This is a genomic window from Sphingomonas azotifigens NBRC 15497 (genome assembly GCF_002091475.1).
Lineage (GTDB): Bacteria > Pseudomonadota > Alphaproteobacteria > Sphingomonadales > Sphingomonadaceae > Sphingomonas > Sphingomonas azotifigens.
The window spans coordinates 183,161-205,083 of sequence record NZ_BCTR01000014.1; the positions used below are offsets into that span (position 1 = coordinate 183,161).

The window sequence follows — 21,923 nt, forward strand, 5'->3', positions numbered from 1 at the left end:
CTGGAACGAAGATGACGAGCGGGACGACACGGCGGCGTTTCCTGGCAGCGGGTGCGCAGGCAGCAGCGGCCTCGGCGCTACCGGCGTCGATCGCACGGGCGGCGGCAATCCCCGCCGATGTTCGCAGCGGCACGATCGCCGACGTCGCGCATGTCGTGATCCTGATGCAGGAGAACCGCAGCTTCGACCATTATTTCGGCACCATGAAAGGCGTGCGCGGGTTCGGTGATCCGGTGACCGTGCCGCTGCCCGGCGGCCGCAGCGTCTGGGCGCAGGAAGCCGCCGACGGGCGACTGGTCGCCCCCTTCCATCTGTCGACCCAGGCGCATTTCGAGCTGATGCGAGTGGCAGGCACGCCGCATAGCTGGCCCGACGCACAGGCCGCCTGGGACCAGGGCCGCATGCAGCGCTGGGCCGCGGCCAAGACCGAACGCGCGATGGGCCATTTCACCCGCGAGGATCTCGAATTCCAGTTCGCGCTGGCCGAGAACTTCACGATCTGCGACGCCTATCACTGCGCGGTCCATACCGGCACCAACACCAACCGCCTGTTCCTGTGGACCGGCACCAACGATCCGACCGGCACGCTGGGCGGCCCGTCGATCGGCAATTCGCACGACGAGCTCGCGACCAAGGGCGGCCATCCCGATTCCTATCGCTGGACGACCTATCCCGAGCGCCTGCAGGCCGCCGGGATCGACTGGCGCATCTACCAGGACATGGCGGACAATTTCACCGACAACCCGCTGGTCGGCTTCGCCGCCTATCGCGAGGCGCAGCCGGGATCGCCGCTGTACGACCGCGCGCTGACCACGCATGGGCTCGATCAGCTGCGTGCCGACGTCGTCGCGGGGACGCTGCCCCAGGTTTCCTGGATCATCGCCGACGCCAAGAGCAGCGAACATCCCGGGCCCTCCAGCCCGGCCCAGGGCGCCGCCTATACCGCCGCGGTGATCGATGCGCTGACCGCCAATCCCAAGGTCTGGGCCCGCACCGTGCTGATCGTCAATTTCGACGAGAATGACGGCTTTTTCGACCATGTCCCCCCGCCCGCGCCGCCGTCGCGCGATCCGAACGCGCCCGGCGCCTTTGTCGGCGCGTCGCAGATCGATACCGCCAACGATTATCACCAGATCCCGAGCGTCGCCGACGAGAAGTCGGAGCGGCCCGAGCTGATCGGCCGCCCCTATGGTCTGGGTCCGCGCGTCCCTTGCTATGTCGTCTCGCCGTGGAGCCGCGGCGGGTGGGTCAATTCGCAGGTGTTCGACCACACCTCGGTCATCCGCTTACTCGAGCAGCGATTCGGGGTGCAGGAACCCAATATCTCGGCCTGGCGGCGCGCGGTGTGCGGCGACCTCACCACCGCCTTCGATTTCCGCAGGCCGAACAAGCCCGCCGCGCCGGCGCTGCCCGATCCGCGACCGCTCGCCGCCCGCGCCGCCGCACTGCCCAGCCAGCCCGAACCCAGCGCCCCCGACGCCGCCGGACAGGCACCCGCGCAGGAGCCCGGCATTCGCCGCGCCCGCGCCCTGCCCTATGCGCTCGACGTGCACGAGGCCGCGCTCGACGCCCAGCGCATCGCGCTTCGGCTCGAATGTCCCGGTGCGCCGGTGGTGGTGCAGGTCTATGATCGGCTTCGGCTGGACGCGGTGCCGCGCCGCTACACGCTGAAGCAGGGCGGCACGATCGAGGCCGAATGGCCGCTGGATGCGGACGGCCGCTACGATCTCTGGCTGCTCGGCCCCAATGGCTTCCACCGCCATTTCGCCGGCCAGGGACCGGCGCATGCCGGAGAGGTAGACTGGCAGCTGCGCCGCATCGGCGCGCCGGCGCTGGTGGTGCAGGCGCCGGCGGGGCTGATATCGGCATGGCCCCGCCACCCCGCGCTGCACCCGCTCGGCCAGGGCGAGACCCGGGTTGCGCTCACCGCGACCGGTGGCTGGTACGACCTCGTGCTGACCGATCCCGATGCGCCCGGTTACCGCCGCAGGCTGGCCGGAAGGATCGAAAATGGTACCGATGGCTGGTCGGAACCGCCCTTAACCAATGTAAAGGTTTCCCAAATCGATTAGACGCGATACTGTCAGCGCTGACAATACAAGTTGAGCAGGGGGCGAGCACTTGAAGTCAGTGGGATTGGTCGAACTGGCAAAGATCGCGGGCGTGTCGGTTTCCACCGCGTCGCGGGCCTTGTCCAACCATCCCCGCGTTGCCCGTGGCACGCGTGAACGGATCGTCGCGCTCGCGCAGGAGCACGGCTTTCGCCTGAACCAGACCGCCAGTGCGCTGCGCAAACAGCGCACCGGCGCGATCGGCGTGGTGGTACCGATGGGCCATGAAGTGGACCAAGCGCTGTCCGACCCGTTCTTCATGGGGCTGCTCGGCGGCCTTGCCGACGCGCTTGCCAAGCGCAGCTACGATCTGTTCCTGTCCCGCGTGGTGCCGCAGGGGCCACGCTGGCTCGACGACATCATCGCGTCCGGCCGGGTCGACGGCATCATCCTGATCGGCCAGTCGGACCAGTTCGACGCAATCGAGCGGGTCGCCGAAAGCTATGAGCGCATGGTGGTGTGGGGAGCGGCCCGCCTCGAGTCGCACCAGGTCACCGTCGGCACCGACAATGTTACCGGCGGCGAACTCGCCGCCCGGCATCTGATCAAGCGCGGCTGCAAGCGGCTGGCCTTTCTGGGCACGACGGAGGTGCCCGAGTTCGCCGATCGCTATCGGGGCTTCCAGGCTGCGGTGCGAGACTTCGGCGAAGTCGCGGAAACGGTGGTGCCGATCCACTTGGCGGTGGAGAATGCCTATCGCGAGATTGGTGCCTATCTCGCCGCCAATCCTGCGCCGGACGGGGTGTTTGCCGCCTCCGACGTGATCGCGATGAGCGCGATTCGCGCCTTTGCCGATCGCGGCCTGCGCGTGCCGGCCGATGTCGCGGTGGTAGGCTATGACGACATCCTGCTCGCTGGCTACACCTCGCCCGCGCTCACCACGGTGCGGCAGGACGTGGTCTATGGCGCGGACCTGCTGGTCGAACTGCTGCTCGCCCGCATCGCCGGGCAGAAAGTGGGATCGGTCGCGATGCTGCCCGAACTGATCGTCCGCGATTCCGCCTAGGCCGGCGCGGCCGGCGCCATCAGCAACCGGTGCAGCGCGGCGGCGAGCGTGCGCGCATCGAACGGCTTGTCGATCACGGTCACTGCGTCGAGCCCGATCGGCAGATGGTCGCGGCCATAGCCGCTGACGAACAGGAACGGCACCTCCTGCTGCTGCAACAGCGCCGCGACGTCGTCGACCAGCGCACCTTGCAGGTTGCCGTCGAGCAGCACGGCATCGGCGGGCGTCGCCAGGATCAGGGTCCGCGCCTCGGCCGCCGTCGCCGCCATGCCGGCCACCACCATGCCGAGATCGGCGAGGATCGTCGCTAGCTCGAGCGCGACCAGCGGCTCGTCCTCGATGATCAGCACGCGCTTGCCGGCCAGCGCCGCGCTGTCCCCGGGCCGCAGCACCGGCACGCTCTTGCGGGTGGAAGCCGCTTCCCCGCGCAGGCGCACCGCGCTCGCATAGGGGATCGACAGCGTCCAGGCGACGCCCTCCGCGGCATAGCTTGGCACCGCGCTGCCGCCTTCGGCCTTCAGGCTGCGCTCGATCAGCGCGGTGCCGAAGCCCCGCCGGGTGGGTGCCGCAACCGCAGGGCCACCGCTTTCCTGCCAGTCGAGCGCGAGCACGCCGTCGCGCACCGCCCAGCGCAGCCGCACCCTGCCCTGCGGCACCGACAATGCGCCATATTTGTGGGCGTTCGTCGCGAGTTCGTGCAGCACCAGCGCAAGGTGCAGCGCCGGCTCCGGCGCCAGTTCGACATCGGGTCCACCGGTATCAAACCGTTCGGGATCGATCGTGCCCGTCTGCAGCTGGCCTTCGACCAGTTCCTCCAGGCTCGCGCCCTGCCAGGTGGTGCTGCTCAGCAGCGAGTGCGCGCGAGCGAGTGCATGGATCCGTCCGATGAACGTCGGCGCGAAATCCGAGGGGCCGGAGGAGTGCCGCAGCGTCTGGGTGGCGATCGCCTGCACCGAGGCGAGCGTGTTCTTCACCCGGTGGTTCAGCTCGCCGATCAGCAGGCGCTGCGTCTCCTCGGCCCGTACCCGATCGGTGACATCGAGGATCTGGGTGTTGACCGACAGCAGCGTGCCGTCCGCCCCGAGCAGCGCCGATCCATAGACTTCGCAGTCCAGCGTCACGCCCACGGCCGTGCGCATCCGCAGCTGGCGCATGTCGCGCACCTGCGCGCCGTCGATCATCCCGCACATCATCGTGTCGAACAGCGCGGCAGGTTCGGCATCGAGCCATTCGAGCTCGGAGGGCCGCAGCCCGGAGACCTCCGCCATCCGCCAGCCGAACATCCGCTCGGCCCCCGCCGACCAGGCGATGATTCGCTGCTCGGCATCGAACTCGACGATCGCCAGCGGCGAATTGTCGCGATGGGCGTTCAGCCGCGCGAGCGCCGCGGCGTGGCGATCGCGCTGCCGGGCGATCTCCTGCCGCTGGCGCGCCAGCTCGACGAAGATCTCCACCTTGTTCCGCACCACCTGCGGATCGACCGGCTTGAGCAGATAATCGACCGCACCGGTTTCGAAACCACGGAAGCGACGGCGCTCGTCGGTCGCGACGGCGGTGAGGAAGATGATCGGCACGCGCCGCGTGCGCTCGGTCCCGCGCATCAGCTCGGCGAGTTCGAACCCGTCCATGCCCGGCATCTGCACGTCGAGCAGCGCCAGCGCGACGTCGTGGACGAGCAGCAGCTCCAGCGCCTCCATGCCCGAGGCGGCGGTGAGCAGCTCCAGCCCTTCCTGCGCGAGCAGCGCCTGCAGCGCGATCAGGTTTTCGGGCACGTCGTCGACGGCGAGGACCTTTACCGGGTCAAGCATCGGCCATCACCAGATCGGCGGTGTTGCGGCGATAGATGCGCTCGCCGGCGTCGAAATCGGCGAAGCCCTCCGAACAGCGGGAGAAGCGCAGCGTCTCCCGCGCGCCCAAGCCAAGGAATCCACCGCGCACCAGCGATTCGCCGAACAGGCCGAGCGCGCGGTCCTGCAGCTCACGATCGAAATAGATCAGCACGTTCCGGCTCGACACCAGTTGGACCTCGGCAAACACCTGGTCGGTGGCGAGGCTGTGTTCCGCGAACACGGCGCGGGCACGGAGACTCTTGTCGAACACCGCGCCACCATAGGCCGCCATATAGTAATCGGAAAGTGAGCTGCGTCCGCCGGATAGCCGGTGATTCTCGGTAAATTGCGGTACGCGTTCCAGGTCGAAGATCCCCGCCTCGGCCTTGGCGAGCGCCGCCGGGCTGATGTCGGTACAGTAGAAGATCGTCCGGTCCTCCAGTCCCTCCTCGCGGAAGAGGATCGCCAGCGAATAGAATTCCTCGCCATTGGCGCAGCCGGCGATCCACACCTTGAGCGAGGGCCAGGTGCGCAGGTGCGGCACCACCTGCTCGCGCAGCGCCCGGAAATAGGCAGGGTCCCGGAACATCTCACTGACCTGGATGGTGAGGAAGCCCATCAGTTCCGCGAACAGCGGCGGCTCGCGCAGCAGCCGGTGCTGGAGCGCCGAGAAGCTCGCGCAGCCGAAGCGCTGGCACGCCCGCTCCACCCGCCGGTGCAGCGAACCGCGTGCATAGCCGCGAAAATCGTACTGATAGTGCCGCCAGATCGCTTCGAGCAGCAGGTCGAGCTCGATCTCCTCGTGCGGCGGGACAAGCGCTTCGATCACCGCGGCATCCACACCCGCACCAGGCTGAGCAGCTTATCGATGTCGAGCGGCTTGGCGAGATAATCATTGGCGCCTGCGTCCAGGCATTCCTGCTGGTCGCGTGCCATCGCCTTGGCGGTGAGCATCAGGATCGGCAGCGTCTTGCCCCAGGCCTGCTTGCGGATCTCGCGGGTGGCGGTGAGGCCGTCCATCTCGGGCATCATCACGTCCATCAGCACCAGATCCACCGGATCGGCGCGCTTGTGCGCGGCCTCCTCCAGCGCGTGCAGCGCCTCGCGTCCGTTGCGGGCGATGCGAACCTTGACCCCATGGGGCTCGAAAATGCTCGTCAGTGCATAAACGTTCCGGATGTCATCCTCGACCACCAGGATCGCGCGGCCTTCCAGCGCCGCGTCGCGGCCGAGCGACTTGGCGATCAGCTGCTGCTGCGGCTCGGGCAGCTCGGAGACCACCTGGTGGAGGAACAAGGTCACCTCGTCGAGCAGCCGCTCGGGCGACTTGGCGCCCTTGACGATGATCGACTTGGAATATTTGCGCAGGCGCAATTCCTCGTCCTGGCTGAGGTCGCGGCCGGTATAGACGATCACCGGCGGGAAGCCGACACTGTCGTCCTCGCTCAGCCGGTCGAGCAGGTCGAGGCCGGAGGCGTCGGGCAGGTTGAGATCGAGCACCATGCAGTCGAAGGTGTCGCGGCCGAGCAGCTCGAACGTCTGCGCGGCCGAATGCGCCTCCACCGTCTCCACGTCGCGCGACGCGAGCAGTGCCTTGACGCTCTCCGCCTGCTGCGCGTCGTCCTCGACGACCAGCACGCGACGCATCCGCTGCGCCATCCTGGCCTCGAGCCCCTCCAGCATGTCGACCAGCTGCTCGCGCTTCACCGGCTTGAACAGATAGCCCACCGCCCCGCTCGACAGCGCCGCCTGGCTGTCGTCGTCGACCGAGACGACGTGCACCGGAATGTGGCGCGTGCGCACATCGCGCTTGATCCGATCGAGCACCGACAGGCCGGTATGGTCCGGCAGGTTCATGTCGAGGATTACCGCGTTGGGTACATATTGCCGGGCGAGCAGCGCGCCTTCGTCGGCGGTGCCCGCGATCAGGCACTGGAAGCCCTGGTCGTGTGCGATCTCGCACAGGATGCGCGCGAACACCGGATCGTCCTCGACGATCAGGATCACGCGCGAATCGCCCGACAGCGTCTCGCGATCGTCTTCGGTCGGCTCGGCGCTTCGGCGCCGGCCCGGCTTGGGGTTGGACGGCTGCGGCTTGACCGGCGCGGGGCTCGGCAGCGGCGCGGGCGCCTGCACCATCGCCGGATCATAGCGCTCGGGCAGCACCAGCGTGAAGGCACTCCCTTCGCCAAGCGTGCTCTCCACCGCCACCTCGCCGCCGAGCAGCCGCGCCAGCTCGCGCGAGATCGACAGGCCGAGGCCGGTGCCGCCGTACTTGCGGCTGACGGTGCCGTCGGCCTGGCGGAACGCCTCGAAGATCACCTGCTGCTGCTCGGCCGGAATACCGACGCCGGTGTCGCGCACCGAGAACGCGACCCGGCCGTCCGGCCCGCGCGACACGCCGAGCGACACTTCGCCCTTGGCGGTGAACTTGATCGCGTTCGACAGGAAATTCTTGAGCACCTGCTCCAGGCGCTGCGGATCGGTCTCGATTTCGCCGGGCGCATCGCCCGCCTGCTCGGTGCGGAACGCCAGCCCCTTGGCCGTGGCGGAGGCGGCGAACACCGCCTTCAGCTTGTCGAGCACCGGTGCGACGCGGATCCGCCGCGGCTGCAGTTCCAGCTTGCCCGCCTCGATCTTCGAGATGTCGAGAATGTCGTTGATCAGCGTGAGCAGATCGTTGCCCGACGTTTCGATCGTCTCGGCATGGCGGACCTGGTCGGCGCTGAGGTTGCCGGCGCGATTCTCGGCCAGCAGCCGCGCCATGATCAGCAGCGAGTTGAGCGGGGTGCGCAGCTCGTGGCTCATATTGGCGAGGAATTCGGACTTGTAGCGGCTCGCCTGCTCCAGATCGGCGGCCTGCTGTTCCAGCGAGCCCTGCGCGCGGGCGAGTTCGTCGCGCTGCAGTTCCAGCGCGCGGGTCTGCGCCTCCAGCTCGGCATTGCTCTGCTCGAGTGCGGTCTGCTGCGCCTCCAGCCGTGCGGCGGTATCCTGCAGCTGGCGGCTCTGCGCTTCCAGCTCGTCATTGTTGACGCGCAGCTCCTCGCTCTGGACCTGCAGTTCCTCGGCCTGTTTCTGCGTCTCCTCGAGCAGCGCGCGCAGCCGGGCGCGGTACTTGCCCGAACGGATCGACACGCCGAGCTGCCCGCTGATCCGCGCCAGCAGCGCCTGGACCTGCGGGTCGACCGCGCCGGGAAAGCCGAGTTCGAGCACGCCGTTGATCTCGCCGTCCGCCTCGGTCACGCCGATCAGCAGCGTGCGCGGCTGCGCCTGGCCGAGCCCCGAGCCGTAATAGAGATAGCCCTCCGGTACCTGCTCCAGCACGAACTGGCGGCGATCGGCGATCGCCTGGCCGAGCAGCCCCTCACCCGGCTTGACCCATTCCGGCAGCGGCGCGTCAGCGGGCACCGCATAGGTGCCGCGGCGGCGGAAGCCCGCGCCGCTCGGATCGCGCACGAAGATCGCACCGGCCTGTGCACCGCTATAGTCGGCGAGGAAGCGCAGCGCGGCGGTGGCGAGTTCGTCGAGCGGCAGTTCGCCGGCGACGGCCCGGGCGAGCCCCACCTGCCCCGATTGCAGCCACTCCTCGCGCCGGATTGCCAGCCGGTTGCGCACGAAGGCAAAGCCGATTCCGGCCAGGATCCAGATGACGGAGCTGCCCAGGATGCGGTTGACCAGCACCACCTGCGGATCGACGCCCGGCGGCGCCAATGTGAACCCGGCGAAGTTGAGCAAGGTCGCCAGCGCCGCGACGACCAGCGGCACCACCGGCCGCCCGGCGACATAGGCGATCACCGTCGGCAGGATATAGCCCGCCCAGGTTGCGGTGCCGAGCGGCAGCACCGTGTCGGCGCCGAACGGCAACACCAGCAGGGCGGCGAGCCCCGCATAGAGGGGAAGCGACGGCTTTCGACTGCGCTGGCTGGGCGACATAAGCAATCTCAAAGGGATAGATGGGCAAGCAGGTACCCGGCTTTAACCCCTCGTCGCAACCCTGCCAACGCACCCTGTTATCGCCGCGAAGGCGGGGATGGTATGCGCGCACGCATCGTGCAAGGCGGCCCGCTACGCGATCGACGCCACGCCGGCCCACTCCGATCGGCCTGGTTTGCGATGGCAAAAGGCGATGCGCAGCGCGGCGGGGTGATCCAGGCGACGGTGCGGCAGATCGCCAAGGAGATCACCGGCTAGCCGGTGGTCGCTTCCCGCTTTCGTCGGCAGTGGTGCGGCGGGAGCACCATCGGCCCCTCGCCATGGAGGGCCTGCACCCGCTCGCGCTGCCGCTCCAGATACAGGTCGCGGCGGGCGGCATAGGGATCCTCGCTGCCGTGCACCGTGTCGAGCATCGCTTCCTTCTGGTCACGGCGATCGAGGATGCGGATAGCGGCGGCGCTGATCACATAGGGGCGCGATCGGAACGGCCCGCCGATCATGAATGGCGAGGCGAAGAAGTCGACCATGCCGCCAACCACGTCGCGCACCGTCGTCGGCCCGGCGACGGGGACGAACAGGAACGGACCCGGCTTGACGCCGTAATAGCCGAGCGTGTCGGAGAAGCGATTGTCCCGCAGCGGCAGGTTGAACGGGCAGCGCTTGGCGACGTCGATCGTGCCCCCGATGCCCAGCGTGGTGTTGACGGCGAAGCGCCCCACCGTCTCCATCGCCTTGCCCGGCTTCAGCTGGAGCAGATAATTGGCAAACACCACCGGCTCGCGCAGGTTGCTGAAGAAGTTGCGCAGGCCCATCCGCACGGGCTTGGGGACCACCTTGCCATAGGCGTGTGCGGCCGGCGCGGTCACCGCGTCGTCGATCTGGCGTGTCGCCGAGAACGAAATTGCGTTCACCCGTTCGAGGGGATCGCTGGGCGTGCCATGGTGGCGGCCGGACACGACGATTTCCTGCACCTCCGCCGGTTCCTCGCCGGGCGTAGCGGCGCCGGCACCCTGGGTCGTGCTCTGCGCGGTGCCGGGCCCCGTCTGCTGCACCTGCAGGGTCCAGACCGCGCCGGCCAGCGCCGGCGCCACCGGCGGCACGAACAGGATCATCCCGATCATCGACGGATCGCCTTTGAATGAAAGGCAGAAACGGAGTTACGCGGCCGACGGTACAAGGGGCTTCTTTCGTTAACGGTTCGGCAACATGACGTCGCGGCCGTAACAAACCCGCATCGCTCCAGACATAACAGTGTGCGGGGGTTAGAGCCCCAGCAGCGCCCGGTCGGCGGTTGCCGCCGCCAGATCGGCGCGCGCGACCAGCGCCTGATAGCGCGCATCCAGCGCGCGCAGCCGCGCATCGGTGGCGCTCTCCTCGCGCTGGTTGATCAGGAAGAAGTCGCTCGCCCCCATGTCGAAGCGGCGCTGCTCGGCAGCCGCCATCTTGCCGGCGAGTTCGGCCTCCTGCGCGGCAAGGTCGGCGACCCGGTCGGCGCCGTCGATGCCGATCGCGATCCCCTTGATCTCGATCGCGATCTGCTCCTCGATCATCCGGCGCCGGGTGCGCAGGCCGTCGATTTCCGCCTGCGCCTCGGCAATGCGTCCCCGCGCCGCGCGGCGCTCGAGCGGCACGCTGAGCTTCACGCCGACCACCGCTTCCGCCGGGGTGCGCGACGGTCCGCCCAGCCCGATCGCGCCGACATCCTTGCCGAGCTCCGCCCGCGCGTCGAGCCGGGGCTTGAGGTCGTTCTGCGCGAGGGTCAGCCGCGCGAGCGACTGGTCGATCCGCACCAGCACGGTCTTCAAATCGGGACGCACGACCGGGCCCGCCCGCGCCGCCGCATCGGCGAGGACCGGCAGCGCCTCCGGCAGCTGCTCGGCGACCGGGACCAGCGGCGTGCCGGCCTCGTCCCGCCAGAAGAAGGACAGCGCGTTGGCCGCCTCGGCGAGTTTCTGCTCGGCCTGCGCCACCAGCGAGCGACGGCGCGCGAGATTCTGGTCGTTCTCGGTGATCAGGATCTGCGGCCGCGCCCCAAGCTGGACCTGGCGGGCCAATTGCGCCCGCCGCTTCTCCGAGAGCGCGAGCAGTTCACGATAGGCCTTCAACCGCAGACCCGCGACGGCCCAGCCCTGATAGGCGCTCATCGCGCGCCGCTGGACACCGATCGCCACCATCTCGCGCTCCAGCCGGGCGATATCGACATCCTGATCGGCGAGGCGCAGCTTGGTCCGACGCTCGTCGGTGACGCGATCCCGCAGCAGCGCGAACACCGCGCCGACTTTAAACTCGCCGAGCTGGTTGGTGTAGGCCTTGTCCTCATAGACCGGGAACTTGCCGCGCGAGAGCCGGTAGCCGGCATAAAGCCCGCCGCCATTATTATCGAGCGCCCGGCTCGCCTTCGCCTCGACCACCGATCCGTCATAATAGCCGAACGGCCGCGCCTGCGCGTCGACGTCGAACACCACGTCGAACGCGCCTTCCGCGCTCAGCGCCTTGCCCTCGGCCTGGCGCTGCTTGGCCATCGCCTCGATGATCTGCGGCGCGTTCCGGGCCGAGGACCGCAACACCTGCTCCATCGTCAGCACCGATTGCGCGACGGCGGGAAGCGGGAGCGCAGCCAGCATCGCCGCACAGCAGCCGAGAAGCAGGCGGATCATTTGCTCTTCTTCTTGTAGATATCCATGCTCTTCTCCTCGCCCTTCACGGCGGTGCCGAATTCGAGCGGGAAGTCATTGAGCTGGCGCCACAGTTCATAGCCGACCGAGACCGTCTCGCCCTGCACCCAGCCGCGCGCCTTCGCGCCCAGCCGCACAAAGCGGTCGCTGGGCCAGGCGGGGCGCCCCGGCATCGGCTCGACCAGCACGCGGAACAGCCCGGTGGGCATCGCCGAGGGATCGACCGAACGGACGCGACCGTCGAACAGGCCCCAGGCCACCGAGGGCCAGCCGCTGAACTGGATCGCCGGCCAGCCTTCGAACTCGAGCCGCACCCGCCGGCCGGGCCGGACCAGCGCGATGTCGCGGCCATCGACCATCAGCTCGACGACGCGTTCGGTGGTACCCTCGGGCGTGAGCGTCGCGAGCTCGGTGCCGGCGCTGACCAACGTGGCGCCCGCGGCGGCGTTGAGGCCCTGGATGCGGCCGTCGCGCGGCGCCCGGACGATCTGCGTCGCCTGGCGGTTGAGCGACACTTCGATGCGGTTCAGCTTCGCCCGCGATTCCGCAAGCTTGGCGCCCTGATCGGCAACGCGGATCTGCGCCTGTTCATAGTCGCGCCGCGCGGCGAGCCCTTCGTTGAACAGCGTCCGGGCGCGGTTCACGTCGATCGACGCGACGGCGCGTGCGCTTTGGATCGACTCGATCTCGGCGAGCACCTGGTCGCGCTCGGCGGCCAGGCGCGAGAGCAGCTCGGGGTCGTTGTCGGAGACCTTGGCGATCGGGTCGCCGCGCTTCACCGCCTGGCCGTCGGTGACGAACCAGCGCTCGACCCTTCCGGGCACCAGCGCGGTGATCGACTGGACGCGGTCATGCGGATCCAGTGCCACCACCTGCCCGCGCCCGGGCGCGGTCTGCACCCAGGGCACATAGACCATGCCGAGCGTCGCCAGCACCACCAGGATCACGATCATCCAGGCGATGGCCCGGGCGATCCGCGGCGGGCGCATCGCGGCGAGGGTCGGGAAATGGCCGATATGGTCAGGCCGGAAGGGCATTGCGTGCCTCCTGATCGCGCAGCGCCGCGGCGAGTTGATCGAGCGTTTCGAAGCGGGTCTGGGCGGTCTTGCCCAGCCACAGATAGCCGTCGCGGCGGATCGCCTCCGGCCGACCGGTGAACAGCAGCACCGTCGTCCCCGCCGCCCGCAGTGCGTCGAGCGCCGCCGTCAGCCGCTCGGGCGGCATCAGGTCGTAGAGCGTGCCAAGCAGCAGCACCCGCGGCCGCGCGAGCAGCGCATTGGCCAGCTTCAGCGCCATCAGCTCGCCGATCGACAGCGGATAGCCCGAGGCAGCAAGCGGCGTGTCCAGTCCTTCGGGAAGTTCACCGATGCGGCGATCGAGGCCGACCAGTGCCAGCACGTCGAGCACCTGCGCGGCGGGGATGCCCGCGCCGGCCAGCCCCAGATAGCCGCGGATGCTGATCTCGACGATGGTCGGCCGATCGAGCACGATCACGTCGGAGCGCAGCCGATAGACGTCGAGCCCCTCGAGATCGACGCCGCCGACCATCACCAGCCCCCTATCGGGCTGCTGGTTGCGCTTGAGCAGCAGCGCCAGCCGCTGGTCCATCGTCGGCGCGGCAACCGCCACCAGTTGCGCGCCGGCCGGGATGGTCAGGTCGAAGCGCGCGTCGCCCGCCTCGACGCCGCGCAGATGGACCTCGCCGCTGCCCAGTCCCTCGCTGCTGCGCGCATGGGTCTCGTGCGGGATCGCGTAGAGCAGCGACACTTCCTCGGACGCCGCAACCATGTCGTAAAAGGCATCCAGATAGGTGCCGAGCTGGCCGATGCCGTAGAACACGCCCGAGAGGATGAGCTCGGCCGCGACCAGCTGCCCGATCGACAGCTGCCCCTGCAGGATCAGCCAGCCGCCCAGCGCGAGCAGCGCCGCGCTCGCGGTGGCGTAGAGCAGCAGATAGGCGCAGGTCTGGGCGAAGCTGAAGCGGAAGTGGCGGCGATGCGCGGCGACGTACGCGGCGGTGCGCTCCTCCGACTGATCCATCGCGAAATCGAGGTGGCGGGCCGATTTGTAGAAGCCGTTCGAGGTGCCGAGCCCCTCCAGCCAGCGCGCCGCCTCGTGCTTGGCATGGCTCAGCGCCACCGCCGAGCGGATCGCACCGGGCGACCAGATCTGCCAGATCAGCAGCACCAGCGCGATGAGGATGACGTTGAAGGCGAGGAAGAACGGGTGGTAGAAGCTCGTCACCACCAGCCCCACCGCCGACTGGAGCAGGATGGTGAAGCCGCCGATCACCAGGCTCGGCACGCTCTTCTGGACCGTCATCAGATCGAAATAGCGATTGAACAGGTCGGCGCGGCGGGCATCGGCGAAGAACGGATTGCGGGCATGCACCGCGCGGATCGTGATCTCGGCGACCGTCCGCGCGAAGATCCGCCGTTCGAACAGTGCCATGATGTGGACGCGCAATGCGCTGAGGATCACGACGATCAGCATCAGCGTGAACAGCAGCGCCGAGAGCGTGAACAGCGGCGCGGGCAGCGCGAGGTTGGCGACGCTGTTGATCAGCAACTGTACCGAAATCGGAGTCGCCAGCGACAAGAGGCTGATCGCGCCGCCATAGACCATCGCCAGCCGCAGATAGCCGCCATCGGGGCCGATCACCTCGCCCAGCCAGCCGCGCACCTGGGCCCAACCGATCCTCTGCTTCGCCATCGCTGCTGCGTCTCCTTTGGAACCGCTGATCTGCGTGCGCCGCGTCATTGGAGCAATGGCAGCACGGCTATATCATCGATAGGAAATCCCTATGGCCTCGACACAGGCGACCAGTTCGCGCGCCAGCCGCTGATAGGCGCCGCTCCGCGCCGCGCTGCTGCGCCATACCAGGCCGAGTTCGCGATAGTGGCGGCCGCCGCGAAAGGGCCTGGACACGACATCATCGCCCGGACGGATCTCCTGCCGCACATAGAGCTCGGGCAGCACTGCCAGCCCCATGCCCATCCCCGCCATCTGCCGGATCGCGTCGAGGCTGGTGCCTTCATAGTCGGTGCGCACCCGGGCCCCGGCCTCCTCGGCGATGGCGATCGTCTGCTCGGCGAGCCGGTAGCCGCGCTGCAGCGTCAGCAGATCCTGGCCGGCGAGATGCTCGCGGCCGATCGCGTCTTGCGCGGCAAGTGGATGGTCGGCTGTCATGGCAAGGTGCAGCGGCTCGCGGAACAGCCGCTCGACATGGGTGCCCGGTGCCGGCAGCGGCAGCTGGGCGAGGATCACGTCATGCTGGCCGGCCGCCAGCGCCTCGACCAGCAGGCCGGGCGTGTTTTCGCGGACATGCACTCGCAGGTCGTGGAATTGCTGGTGCAGCCGCGCCACGAGCCGGGGCAGCAGATAGGCGCCCAGCGTCGGGGTGACCCCAAGCCTTATGGTGCCGAGCAGCCCAGCCTCGCCCACGGCGCGCAGATCGGCGAGATCGCGGACCTCGAGCAGGATGCGGCGCGCACGGTCTACCACCTCACGCCCGAGCGGCGTCAGCAGCACCCTGGCACCGCGCTCGACCAGCGGCGCCCCCAATGCCGTTTCCAGCTGCCGTACGGATTGGGACAGCGAGGGCTGGCTCACCCCCGCCGTCGCCGCCGCGCGGGTGAAGCTCGCCTCCTCCGCAAGCGCCACCAGATAGCGCAGCTGGCGCAGGCTTACCTGCTGCTCGAAGCCGCTCGTCGTCGCATGCATATCCATATGGCTGCATCTTGCCGCAATCATGTCGCGGCATCGACTCCGTTGTTTCCGTCAGCAACGCTTTGTCGCAGCCGGGAAAGAATGTCATTCTGCGCACGACTGCAAAGATGCACGTGCCTGAATTCGTGGAATATTAGTATCGATCTACTACCAGCGAGCGGATGGAGATGCGGAAGATCTGTACCGGCTGCCGTGACGGCAGCGATTTCGACATCCCGTTCGACATGGCGTTCCAGCCGATCGTCGACACGGAGACGGGCACGGCGTTCGCCTATGAAGCGCTGGTGCGCGGCGTCGACGGATCGGGCGCAGCGGGCGTGCTGTCGCAGGTGACCGACACCAACCGCTACGCCTTCGACCAGGCCTGCCGGGTCAAGGCGATCGAACGCGCGATGGCAGCGGGGCTGATGGCGACCGGCGCCCGTCTCTCGATCAACTTCCTGCCCAACGCGGTCTATTCGCCGGTCGCCTGCATCCAGCTCACCCTGATGACCGCGCGCAAGGCGAACCTGCCGCTCGACCGGCTGATCTTCGAGTTCACCGAGAACGAGCAGATGGGCGCACCCGAGCATGTCGCGACGATCATCGAATCGTACAAGCAGATCGGCTTCAAGGTCGCGATCGACGATTTCGGCGCCGGGCATTCGGGGCTGGACCGGTTCGCGCGCTTTGCGCCCGACGAAGTGAAGCTCGACATGGAGCTGGTCCGCGGGGTGGAGGACGATCCGCGCCGCCAGGCGATCGTCCGGGCGATGGTCGGGCTGTGCGCCGAGCTCGACACGCTGCTGATCGCCGAAGGCATCGAGACCGCCGCCGAGGCCGCGACGCTGCGGCGGCTGGGCGTGCGCTATCACCAGGGCTATTGGTATGCGCGGCCGGCGCTCGGTATGCTCCCCGCGATCACCGCCGAGGCCATGAAGCGCGTCTGATCAGGCGTCGAGCCGCAGGCGGTAGGTGTAGAGATCGCCGCGGAACATGCCTTCGACATATTCCACCATCGCGCCGCCCCGCAAATGGGTGCGCCGCTTGATCAGCAGGCAGGGCTGCGCCCCGCCCAGCCCGAAAATCTCCTGCTCCTGCGCCGAGGGCAAGGTCGCCTCCACCGTCTGGTCGCAATAGGCTAGTTCGAGCCCGGACTCGGCGATCGCGCGATAGATTGATCCGCTGCCATCGGCGTCGGCCAGCACCGGCGCGGCGTCGAGGCTGTACCACGCCGATTCCACCGACATCGGGATGTCGTCGCCCAGGCGCACGCGCACCAGGCGGAGGAACTTGGCCTGCGAGGACAAGCCGAACAGCGATGCCATGGAGCGGTCGGTGACCACCTGGCGGGTCAGCACCCGCGTCGACGGCACCCGGTTCGCCTCCGCCATTTCCTGGGTGAAGCCGCGCAGCCGGTCCATCCCGGGTACCAGCTTGCCCGGGCGAACCGCCTCGACGATCGAGCCGCGGCGGCCATGGCCCGATATCAGCCCGCGCGACCGCAACTGGCCATAGGCCTGCTGCACGGTGGCGCGGCTCAACCCCATGGCCTCGGCCAGTTGGCGTTCCGCTGGCAGCGTGAATCCCGGGGCAAGCCGCCCGCGCTGGATCAGCCCGGCGACCTGTTCCTCGATCTGGCGATAGGCCGGCATCGCGGTTTCCCGGCTGATGCGCAGCAATGTCGCCAGCGAAGGGATATCGAGACGGTGCGCGTCCGACGTTTCGCTTGATCCCTGTTGCAAGACGTTCCTGAATCGCGTGGCCATGCCCGATCGGATATAGTCACCGGCCGGGGGGATGAAAAATGATCACTGATCCGGATTGGCACGCGCGGTCAACCGATGATTGTCCGGTTTTCGTTCTGGCCAGCTTCGTCGCCGCCTGTTCGGTGCGCGTCGACCGCCTGCCGGCGCGGGGCGAGACGCTGGCGGCCGACGACTTTCTGCTCGAGGCTGGCGGCAAGGGGCTGAACGTCGCGGTGGCACTGCGCCGGTTGGGCGTCGCGGTCGACGGCCTCCTCGCGGTCGGCGCCGACTGGTTCGGCGGCCTTGCGGCCGGCGTGCTCGCCACGAACGACCTGCCGGCCGCAATGCTGTGCCGGATGCCGGGGCGGAGCGGTGCCGGCGTCGGGTTGATCGATCGCGCCGGGGATACCGTGATCGCCGTTTATCCGGGGGCGAACGCCAGCCTCGCCGCCGAGGATGTCGTCCGCTGCGCCGGGCAGATCGCGCGCGCCCGCTACGTCGTCGCCCAGTTCGAGATCGGCGATGCCCCGATCGCCGCCGCCTTTGCCGCTGCCCCCCAGGCAACCCGCGTGCTCAACCCCTCCCCCTTTCGCCCGATCCTGCCGGCGATTCTCGCCGATACCGATCTGCTGGTCGTCAACGAGACCGAAGCCGATGCGCTGGCGCAGAGCCTCGGCATCGACCCGGATCCCGATCGAAGGGCATTGGCGACCGCGCTCTTCCAGGCCGGCGTGCAGATGCTGGTGGTCACCGCCGGGGAACGCGATGCACGGCTGTGGCAGCCGGGCCTCGCACCGATCCTCCAGCCCAGTTTCGCGGTTGCGGCGATCGACGGAATCGGCGCCGGCGATGCCTTTCTGGCCGGCCTTGTCGCGGCGCTGGCAGAAGGCACGCCACCGGCCGAGGCGCTGCGTCTCGCCGCTGCCTGTGGTGCGCTGGCCGCCACCCGCCACGGCGTGCTGGCCGCCCTGCCGACCCGCGCACAGCGTGACGGTCTCGTGCAGACGAACGTTTTCGCATCGCCCTGATTTTTGGATTGGTTATGGATTGACTCTGGAGCCCCTCTGGTCGTAGTCCGATACCAGATGGTTAACGGATGCGGGGGAGCATCCGGTATCGGAATGGGGGTTCCGGGTGCAGCTTACACCTCGCCGCGTCGCGCCAGCATTGCTTGGCGCATTGTTGCTTTCCACGTCGGCCGAGGCCGGCACGACCTCGCATGTGCGCACCGTAACCGGGCGCGCCACCGGCGGCGTGGGGCCTTTCGGCTGCGCCACGTCCGGTCCGCAAAACGACATCCGCAACTGGTTCTCGGCCGCGGTCTTCCTTCCTACCGAAGGCTATGCGACCTGCCACCTTCAGGGATCGACGATCAACAACAGCGGCCCGGCGGCGACCACCGCCACCTCCAGCGCCATCTCGACCGACAAGGGCAACACCGCGACCGCCGCGGCCTCGGCCCATGCGGATTATACGAGGATGGGGGCAGCCGCATCGAGCAGCGTCACCGGCGGCCCCTATGAGTTCAACTATCACACCGCCGAAGGCGTGGCGTTCGTCAGCGACACGCTGAACGTCGACGCCAGCGGCAACCAGGGCTTTATCAAGCTCGGCTTTGCGATCGACGGCACGATGCATGTCGGGCCGTCCGGCCAGGCCTTCGTCGACTTCGCCTTCCAGTTCGGCAATGGTCCCATCTGGTCGGCTATGTCCGCAACCATCAGCCAGCAGGGCGGCACAAACTTCCGGGCCGACTATACCCCGGGCTTCAAGGACTACAGCCAGTCGAACAGCGACTTCTCGATCGACGGCACGGTCTTCACACGGGTGCTGCCGGTGACGTTCGGGCAGTCCGTCGACGTGACCTACGGCCTCTTCGCCTCTGCCGCTTCCGGCCTCTACGGGTCCGGTGCGGAGAGCGCTTTCGGGTCGACGGTGCGCCTTACCTCGATTGCGGTGACGGACGCGAAGGGCAAGCCGATCGATTTCTCGATCAGCTCGGCGTCGGGCACTAGATACGACGCGCAGGGCGCGCATGCCCTGCCCACCGGCGTCCCCGAGCCCGGTAGCTGGGCGCTGCTGATCCTCGGCTTCGGGGCTGCGGGCGCAACACTGCGCCGCACCGCGCCGACATCATCTCTGCGCGCGCGCTACATCTTTCGTTGAAATGGGGGTTTTAATGCGTGATCTTCGTCGTTTCGCGGCGCCGGCGCTGGTGGCAGCGCTGCTTCCCGCAACCGCGCAAGCGGGTACGACATCGCATGTGCGTACTGTGGTCGGCCACGCCCAGGGCGGCCAGGGGCAGTTCGGCTGCGCTACCTCCGGTCCGCAGGCCGATATCGGCGCGTGGTTCGGTTCGAAGACCGCCGGTTTGCCGACCGAAGGCTATGCAGCGTGCCATCTGCAAGGTGCAACGATCAACAACAGCGGCGCAGGTGCCACCTCGGCAGTTTCCAGCGCCAGCCAGACGATCAGCGGCAACACCGCGACAGCGGACGCCAGCGCCCATGCCAGCTATACCGGCGCAGGCGCTTCGTCCTCGAGCAACCTCACCGGCGGCCCGTACAACTTCGACTTTCACCAAGCGGAAAGCACCACCTTCGTTCGCGACACGCTGACCTTCCTGGCGAATGCCGACAAGGGGTTCGTCCGGATCGGCTTCGCACTCGACGGCGCCATGCACACCGCCGGCACCGCAGAGGCGTTTTCGGAGCTGTCGTACAAGGTTGGCAACGACCATGTCTACGCGATGATGTCGGCGAAGCTGAGCGGACCGAACTCCGGCCGCTTCTACGCCACCTACACGCCGGGTTTTACCGACTTCACCCGCACCGAACATGATTTCACGATCGACGGCACGGTCTATTCGGATGCGATCCCGGTCACCTTCGGCCAGGGGGTCGATTTCACCTATGCGTTGTTCACGTCCGCCTTCTCCGGTACCTATGGATCCTATGCGCAGAGCCTATTCGGCTCGACGGTAAAGCTGACCTCGATCTCGGTGGTCGACGCGCAGGGGCGGCCGATCGACTTCACCGTCCATTCGACATCGGGCACGCTGTACGATGCGAAGGGCGCGCACGCGGTGCCGTCGGGCGTCCCCGAGCCTGCGAGCTGGGCATTGCTGATCCTCGGCTTCGGCGGCGTGGGGGCCGCCGCCCGTCGTCGCAGGGCGATGCCGCTCCAGCCTGCTTACGCCTGACGAGCCCCGACTCGGCGGGTCGCTGGGGGATCGGCGGCCCGCCACTTTTTCATCCCCCGCCTTCTTTTCGTTGCCGATCCGCAACGCATCGCGCGCAATCTCCCGCCCGTGCTGGCACCGCGCGGCAATGGCCTATAGAGGAACGACGAGCCCGGCATCGGGCACCATTGTTCGCAGGCAGGATCCATGACCGTCCTCATCAAGGAAGCCGATCTCATCGAGAGCGTCGCCGACGCACTCCAGTACATCTCCTACTACCACCCGATGGATTATATCCGCGCGCTGGGCGACGCGTACGAGGCCGAGCAGTCGCCTGCCGCCAAGGACGCCATTGCCCAGATCCTCACCAACAGCCGGATGTGCGCCGAAGGCCATCGCCCGATCTGCCAGGATACCGGCATCGTCACCGTCTTCATCCAGTGGGGCCAGAAGTGCGTGCTGGACAGCGAGCGCTCGCTGCAGGACGTGGTCGATGAAGGCGTACGCCGCGCCTATCTCCACCCGGAGAACCGCCTGCGCGCCTCGATCCTGCGCGATCCGGCATTCAGCCGCGTCAACACCAAGGACAATACCCCGTGCGTGCTCAACGTCGAGATGGTCCCCGGCGACCATGTCCATGTCGAGCTCGCGGCCAAGGGCGGCGGCTCCGAGAACAAGTCCAAGTTCGCGATGCTCAACCCGAGCGATTCGATCGTCGACTGGGTGCTCGAGATGGTCCCGAAGATGGGCGCCGGCTGGTGCCCGCCGGGCATGCTCGGCATCGGCATCGGCGGCACCGCCGAAAAGGCAGTGACGCTCGCCAAGAAGTCGCTGATGGGCGACATCGACATGGCGCAGCTCAAGCAGCGCGGGCCCCAGAACGACATCGAGCAGCTCCGCATCGAGATCTTCGACAAGGTCAACGCGCTCGGCATCGGCGCGCAGGGCCTGGGCGGGCTGGCGACGATCCTCGACGTCAAGATCCTCGACTATCCGACCCACGCCGCCTCCAAGCCGATCGCGATGATCCCCAACTGCGCCGCCACGCGCCACGCCCATTTCAGCCTCGACGGCAGCGGCCCGGTCTATCTCGACCCGCCGAGCCTCGACGAATGGCCGAAGGTGGAGTGGGCGCCGTCGAAGGAATCGATCCGCGTCGATCTCGACACGCTCACCCCCGAGGTGGTGGCGAGCTGGAAGCCGGGCGACCGGCTGCTGCTCAACGGCAAGATGCTCACCGGCCGCGACGCCGCGCACAAGCGCATCCAGGACATGCTCGCCAGGGGCGAGGAGCTGCCGGTCGATTTCAAGGGCCGGGTGATCTATTATGTCGGCCCGGTTGACCCGGTGCGCGACGAGGTGGTCGGCCCCGCTGGCCCCACCACCGCGACCCGCATGGACAAGTTCACCGAGATGATGCTCGCCCAGACCGGGCTGATCGCGATGGTCGGCAAGGCGGAGCGCGGCCCGGTGGCGATCGAGGCGATCCGCAACCACAAGGCCGCCTATCTGATGGCGGTGGGGGGTGCGGCCTATCTCGTCGCCCGCGCGATCAAGGGCGCGCGCGTCGTCGGCTTCGCGGATCTCGGTATGGAAGCAATCTACGAGTTTGACGTGAAGGACATGCCGGTCACCGTCGCGGTGGATGCGACCGGCGAGAGCGTCCACCACACCGGCCCGCTGGTGTGGCGCGAGAAGATCGCCAAGGAGCGGCTGCTCCAGCAGGCGTAAG

General features: G+C 68.1%; 17 protein-coding genes. 8 read left to right on the forward strand and 9 right to left on the reverse strand.

The genetic code is table 11. The features are described 5' to 3' along the window. The first annotated feature begins 11 nt into the window (after window positions 1–11). Both SAZ01S_RS07115 and SAZ01S_RS07120 read left to right on the forward strand, forming a co-directional pair. Window positions 12–2,072 carry a phosphocholine-specific phospholipase C gene (locus SAZ01S_RS07115; RefSeq protein ID WP_084581413.1) on the forward strand — a complete coding sequence of 687 codons (2,061 nt, stop codon included), beginning with the start codon at window positions 12–14 and terminating at the stop codon, window positions 2,070–2,072. Window positions 2,073–2,130: 58 nt separating this feature from the next. Continuing rightward, complete coding sequence (locus tag SAZ01S_RS07120; RefSeq protein ID WP_084581415.1) at window positions 2,131–3,117, forward strand: LacI family DNA-binding transcriptional regulator; 987 nt, start codon at window positions 2,131–2,133, stop codon at window positions 3,115–3,117. Here the strand turns inward: SAZ01S_RS07120 and SAZ01S_RS07125 are convergent. The 3 genes from SAZ01S_RS07125 to SAZ01S_RS07135 are packed head-to-tail and all read right to left on the reverse strand — an operon-like array spanning window position 3,114 to window position 8,879. Further along, the gene (locus tag SAZ01S_RS07125; protein WP_084581417.1) at window positions 3,114–4,925 is read right to left on the reverse strand and encodes a response regulator; all 1,812 of its coding nucleotides are present in this window, start codon (window positions 4,923–4,925) and stop codon (window positions 3,114–3,116) included. The two genes, SAZ01S_RS07120 and SAZ01S_RS07125, sit on opposite strands and share 4 nt — an antisense overlap. Beyond that, the gene (locus SAZ01S_RS07130; protein ID WP_084581419.1) at window positions 4,918–5,787 is read right to left on the reverse strand and encodes a CheR family methyltransferase; all 870 of its coding nucleotides are present in this window, start codon (window positions 5,785–5,787) and stop codon (window positions 4,918–4,920) included. Before SAZ01S_RS07130 ends, SAZ01S_RS07125 begins: the two co-directional genes overlap by 8 nt. Next, a complete protein-coding gene (locus tag SAZ01S_RS07135) occupies window positions 5,772–8,879 on the reverse strand; it encodes a response regulator (RefSeq protein WP_084581421.1) in 3,108 nt (1,035 codons plus the stop codon). Before SAZ01S_RS07135 ends, SAZ01S_RS07130 begins: the two co-directional genes overlap by 16 nt. Before the next feature lie 102 nt (window positions 8,880–8,981). Between SAZ01S_RS07135 and SAZ01S_RS23970 the strand changes: the two genes are divergently transcribed. Then, complete coding sequence (locus SAZ01S_RS23970; protein WP_167693097.1) at window positions 8,982–9,137, forward strand: hypothetical protein; 156 nt, start codon at window positions 8,982–8,984, stop codon at window positions 9,135–9,137. On the opposite strand, the gene SAZ01S_RS07140 is transcribed toward SAZ01S_RS23970, so the two are convergent. The 5 genes from SAZ01S_RS07140 to SAZ01S_RS07160 form a co-directional block, all read right to left on the reverse strand. Next, a complete protein-coding gene (locus SAZ01S_RS07140) occupies window positions 9,134–10,000 on the reverse strand; it encodes an MlaA family lipoprotein (protein ID WP_084581423.1) in 867 nt (288 codons plus the stop codon). The genes SAZ01S_RS23970 and SAZ01S_RS07140 overlap by 4 nt on opposite strands. A 141-nt stretch (window positions 10,001–10,141) precedes the next feature. After that, window positions 10,142–11,536 (reverse strand): TolC family protein, encoded by a 1,395-nt coding sequence (locus SAZ01S_RS07145; protein WP_084581428.1) that lies wholly within the window; start codon window positions 11,534–11,536, stop codon window positions 10,142–10,144. Beyond that, the gene (locus tag SAZ01S_RS07150; RefSeq protein WP_084581430.1) at window positions 11,533–12,591 is read right to left on the reverse strand and encodes an HlyD family secretion protein; all 1,059 of its coding nucleotides are present in this window, start codon (window positions 12,589–12,591) and stop codon (window positions 11,533–11,535) included. The genes SAZ01S_RS07145 and SAZ01S_RS07150 overlap by 4 nt, the downstream gene beginning before the upstream one ends. Continuing rightward, on the reverse strand, window positions 12,575–14,266 hold the full coding sequence (locus tag SAZ01S_RS07155) for an ATP-binding cassette domain-containing protein (RefSeq protein ID WP_084581597.1): 1,692 nt from the start codon (window positions 14,264–14,266) through the stop codon (window positions 12,575–12,577). The genes SAZ01S_RS07150 and SAZ01S_RS07155 overlap by 17 nt, the downstream gene beginning before the upstream one ends. 72 nt (window positions 14,267–14,338) lie before the next feature. Beyond that, a complete protein-coding gene (locus SAZ01S_RS07160; protein WP_084581432.1) occupies window positions 14,339–15,283 on the reverse strand; it encodes a hydrogen peroxide-inducible genes activator in 945 nt (314 codons plus the stop codon). A 167-nt stretch (window positions 15,284–15,450) separates the two neighbouring features. Here SAZ01S_RS07160 and SAZ01S_RS07165 point away from each other — a divergent pair, with 167 nt between their 5' ends. Beyond that, window positions 15,451–16,212 carry an EAL domain-containing protein gene (locus SAZ01S_RS07165; protein ID WP_139809972.1) on the forward strand — a complete coding sequence of 254 codons (762 nt, stop codon included), beginning with the start codon at window positions 15,451–15,453 and terminating at the stop codon, window positions 16,210–16,212. Here the strand turns inward: SAZ01S_RS07165 and SAZ01S_RS07170 are convergent, their stop codons facing one another. After that, on the reverse strand, window positions 16,213–17,007 hold the full coding sequence (locus SAZ01S_RS07170; RefSeq protein WP_218018035.1) for a GntR family transcriptional regulator: 795 nt from the start codon (window positions 17,005–17,007) through the stop codon (window positions 16,213–16,215). Between the two features lie 62 nt (window positions 17,008–17,069). Here SAZ01S_RS07170 and SAZ01S_RS07175 point away from each other — a divergent pair, with 62 nt between their 5' ends. From SAZ01S_RS07175 to SAZ01S_RS07190, 4 genes are all read left to right on the forward strand, one after another. Further along, on the forward strand, window positions 17,070–18,038 hold the full coding sequence (locus SAZ01S_RS07175; protein ID WP_084581434.1) for a PfkB family carbohydrate kinase: 969 nt from the start codon (window positions 17,070–17,072) through the stop codon (window positions 18,036–18,038). A 154-nt stretch (window positions 18,039–18,192) separates the two neighbouring features. Beyond that, window positions 18,193–19,176, forward strand: coding sequence for a PEPxxWA-CTERM sorting domain-containing protein (locus SAZ01S_RS07180; protein ID WP_245824680.1), 984 nt, complete (start codon window positions 18,193–18,195; stop codon window positions 19,174–19,176). A 13-nt stretch (window positions 19,177–19,189) separates the two neighbouring features. Continuing rightward, window positions 19,190–20,212 (forward strand): PEPxxWA-CTERM sorting domain-containing protein, encoded by a 1,023-nt coding sequence (locus SAZ01S_RS24400; protein WP_245824682.1) that lies wholly within the window; start codon window positions 19,190–19,192, stop codon window positions 20,210–20,212. 186 nt (window positions 20,213–20,398) lie between these two features. Continuing rightward, window positions 20,399–21,922: a fumarate hydratase gene (locus SAZ01S_RS07190; protein ID WP_084581440.1), complete on the forward strand. Its 1,524-nt coding sequence runs from the start codon at window positions 20,399–20,401 to the stop codon at window positions 21,920–21,922. The last annotated feature ends 1 nt before the right edge of the window (window position 21,923 follow it).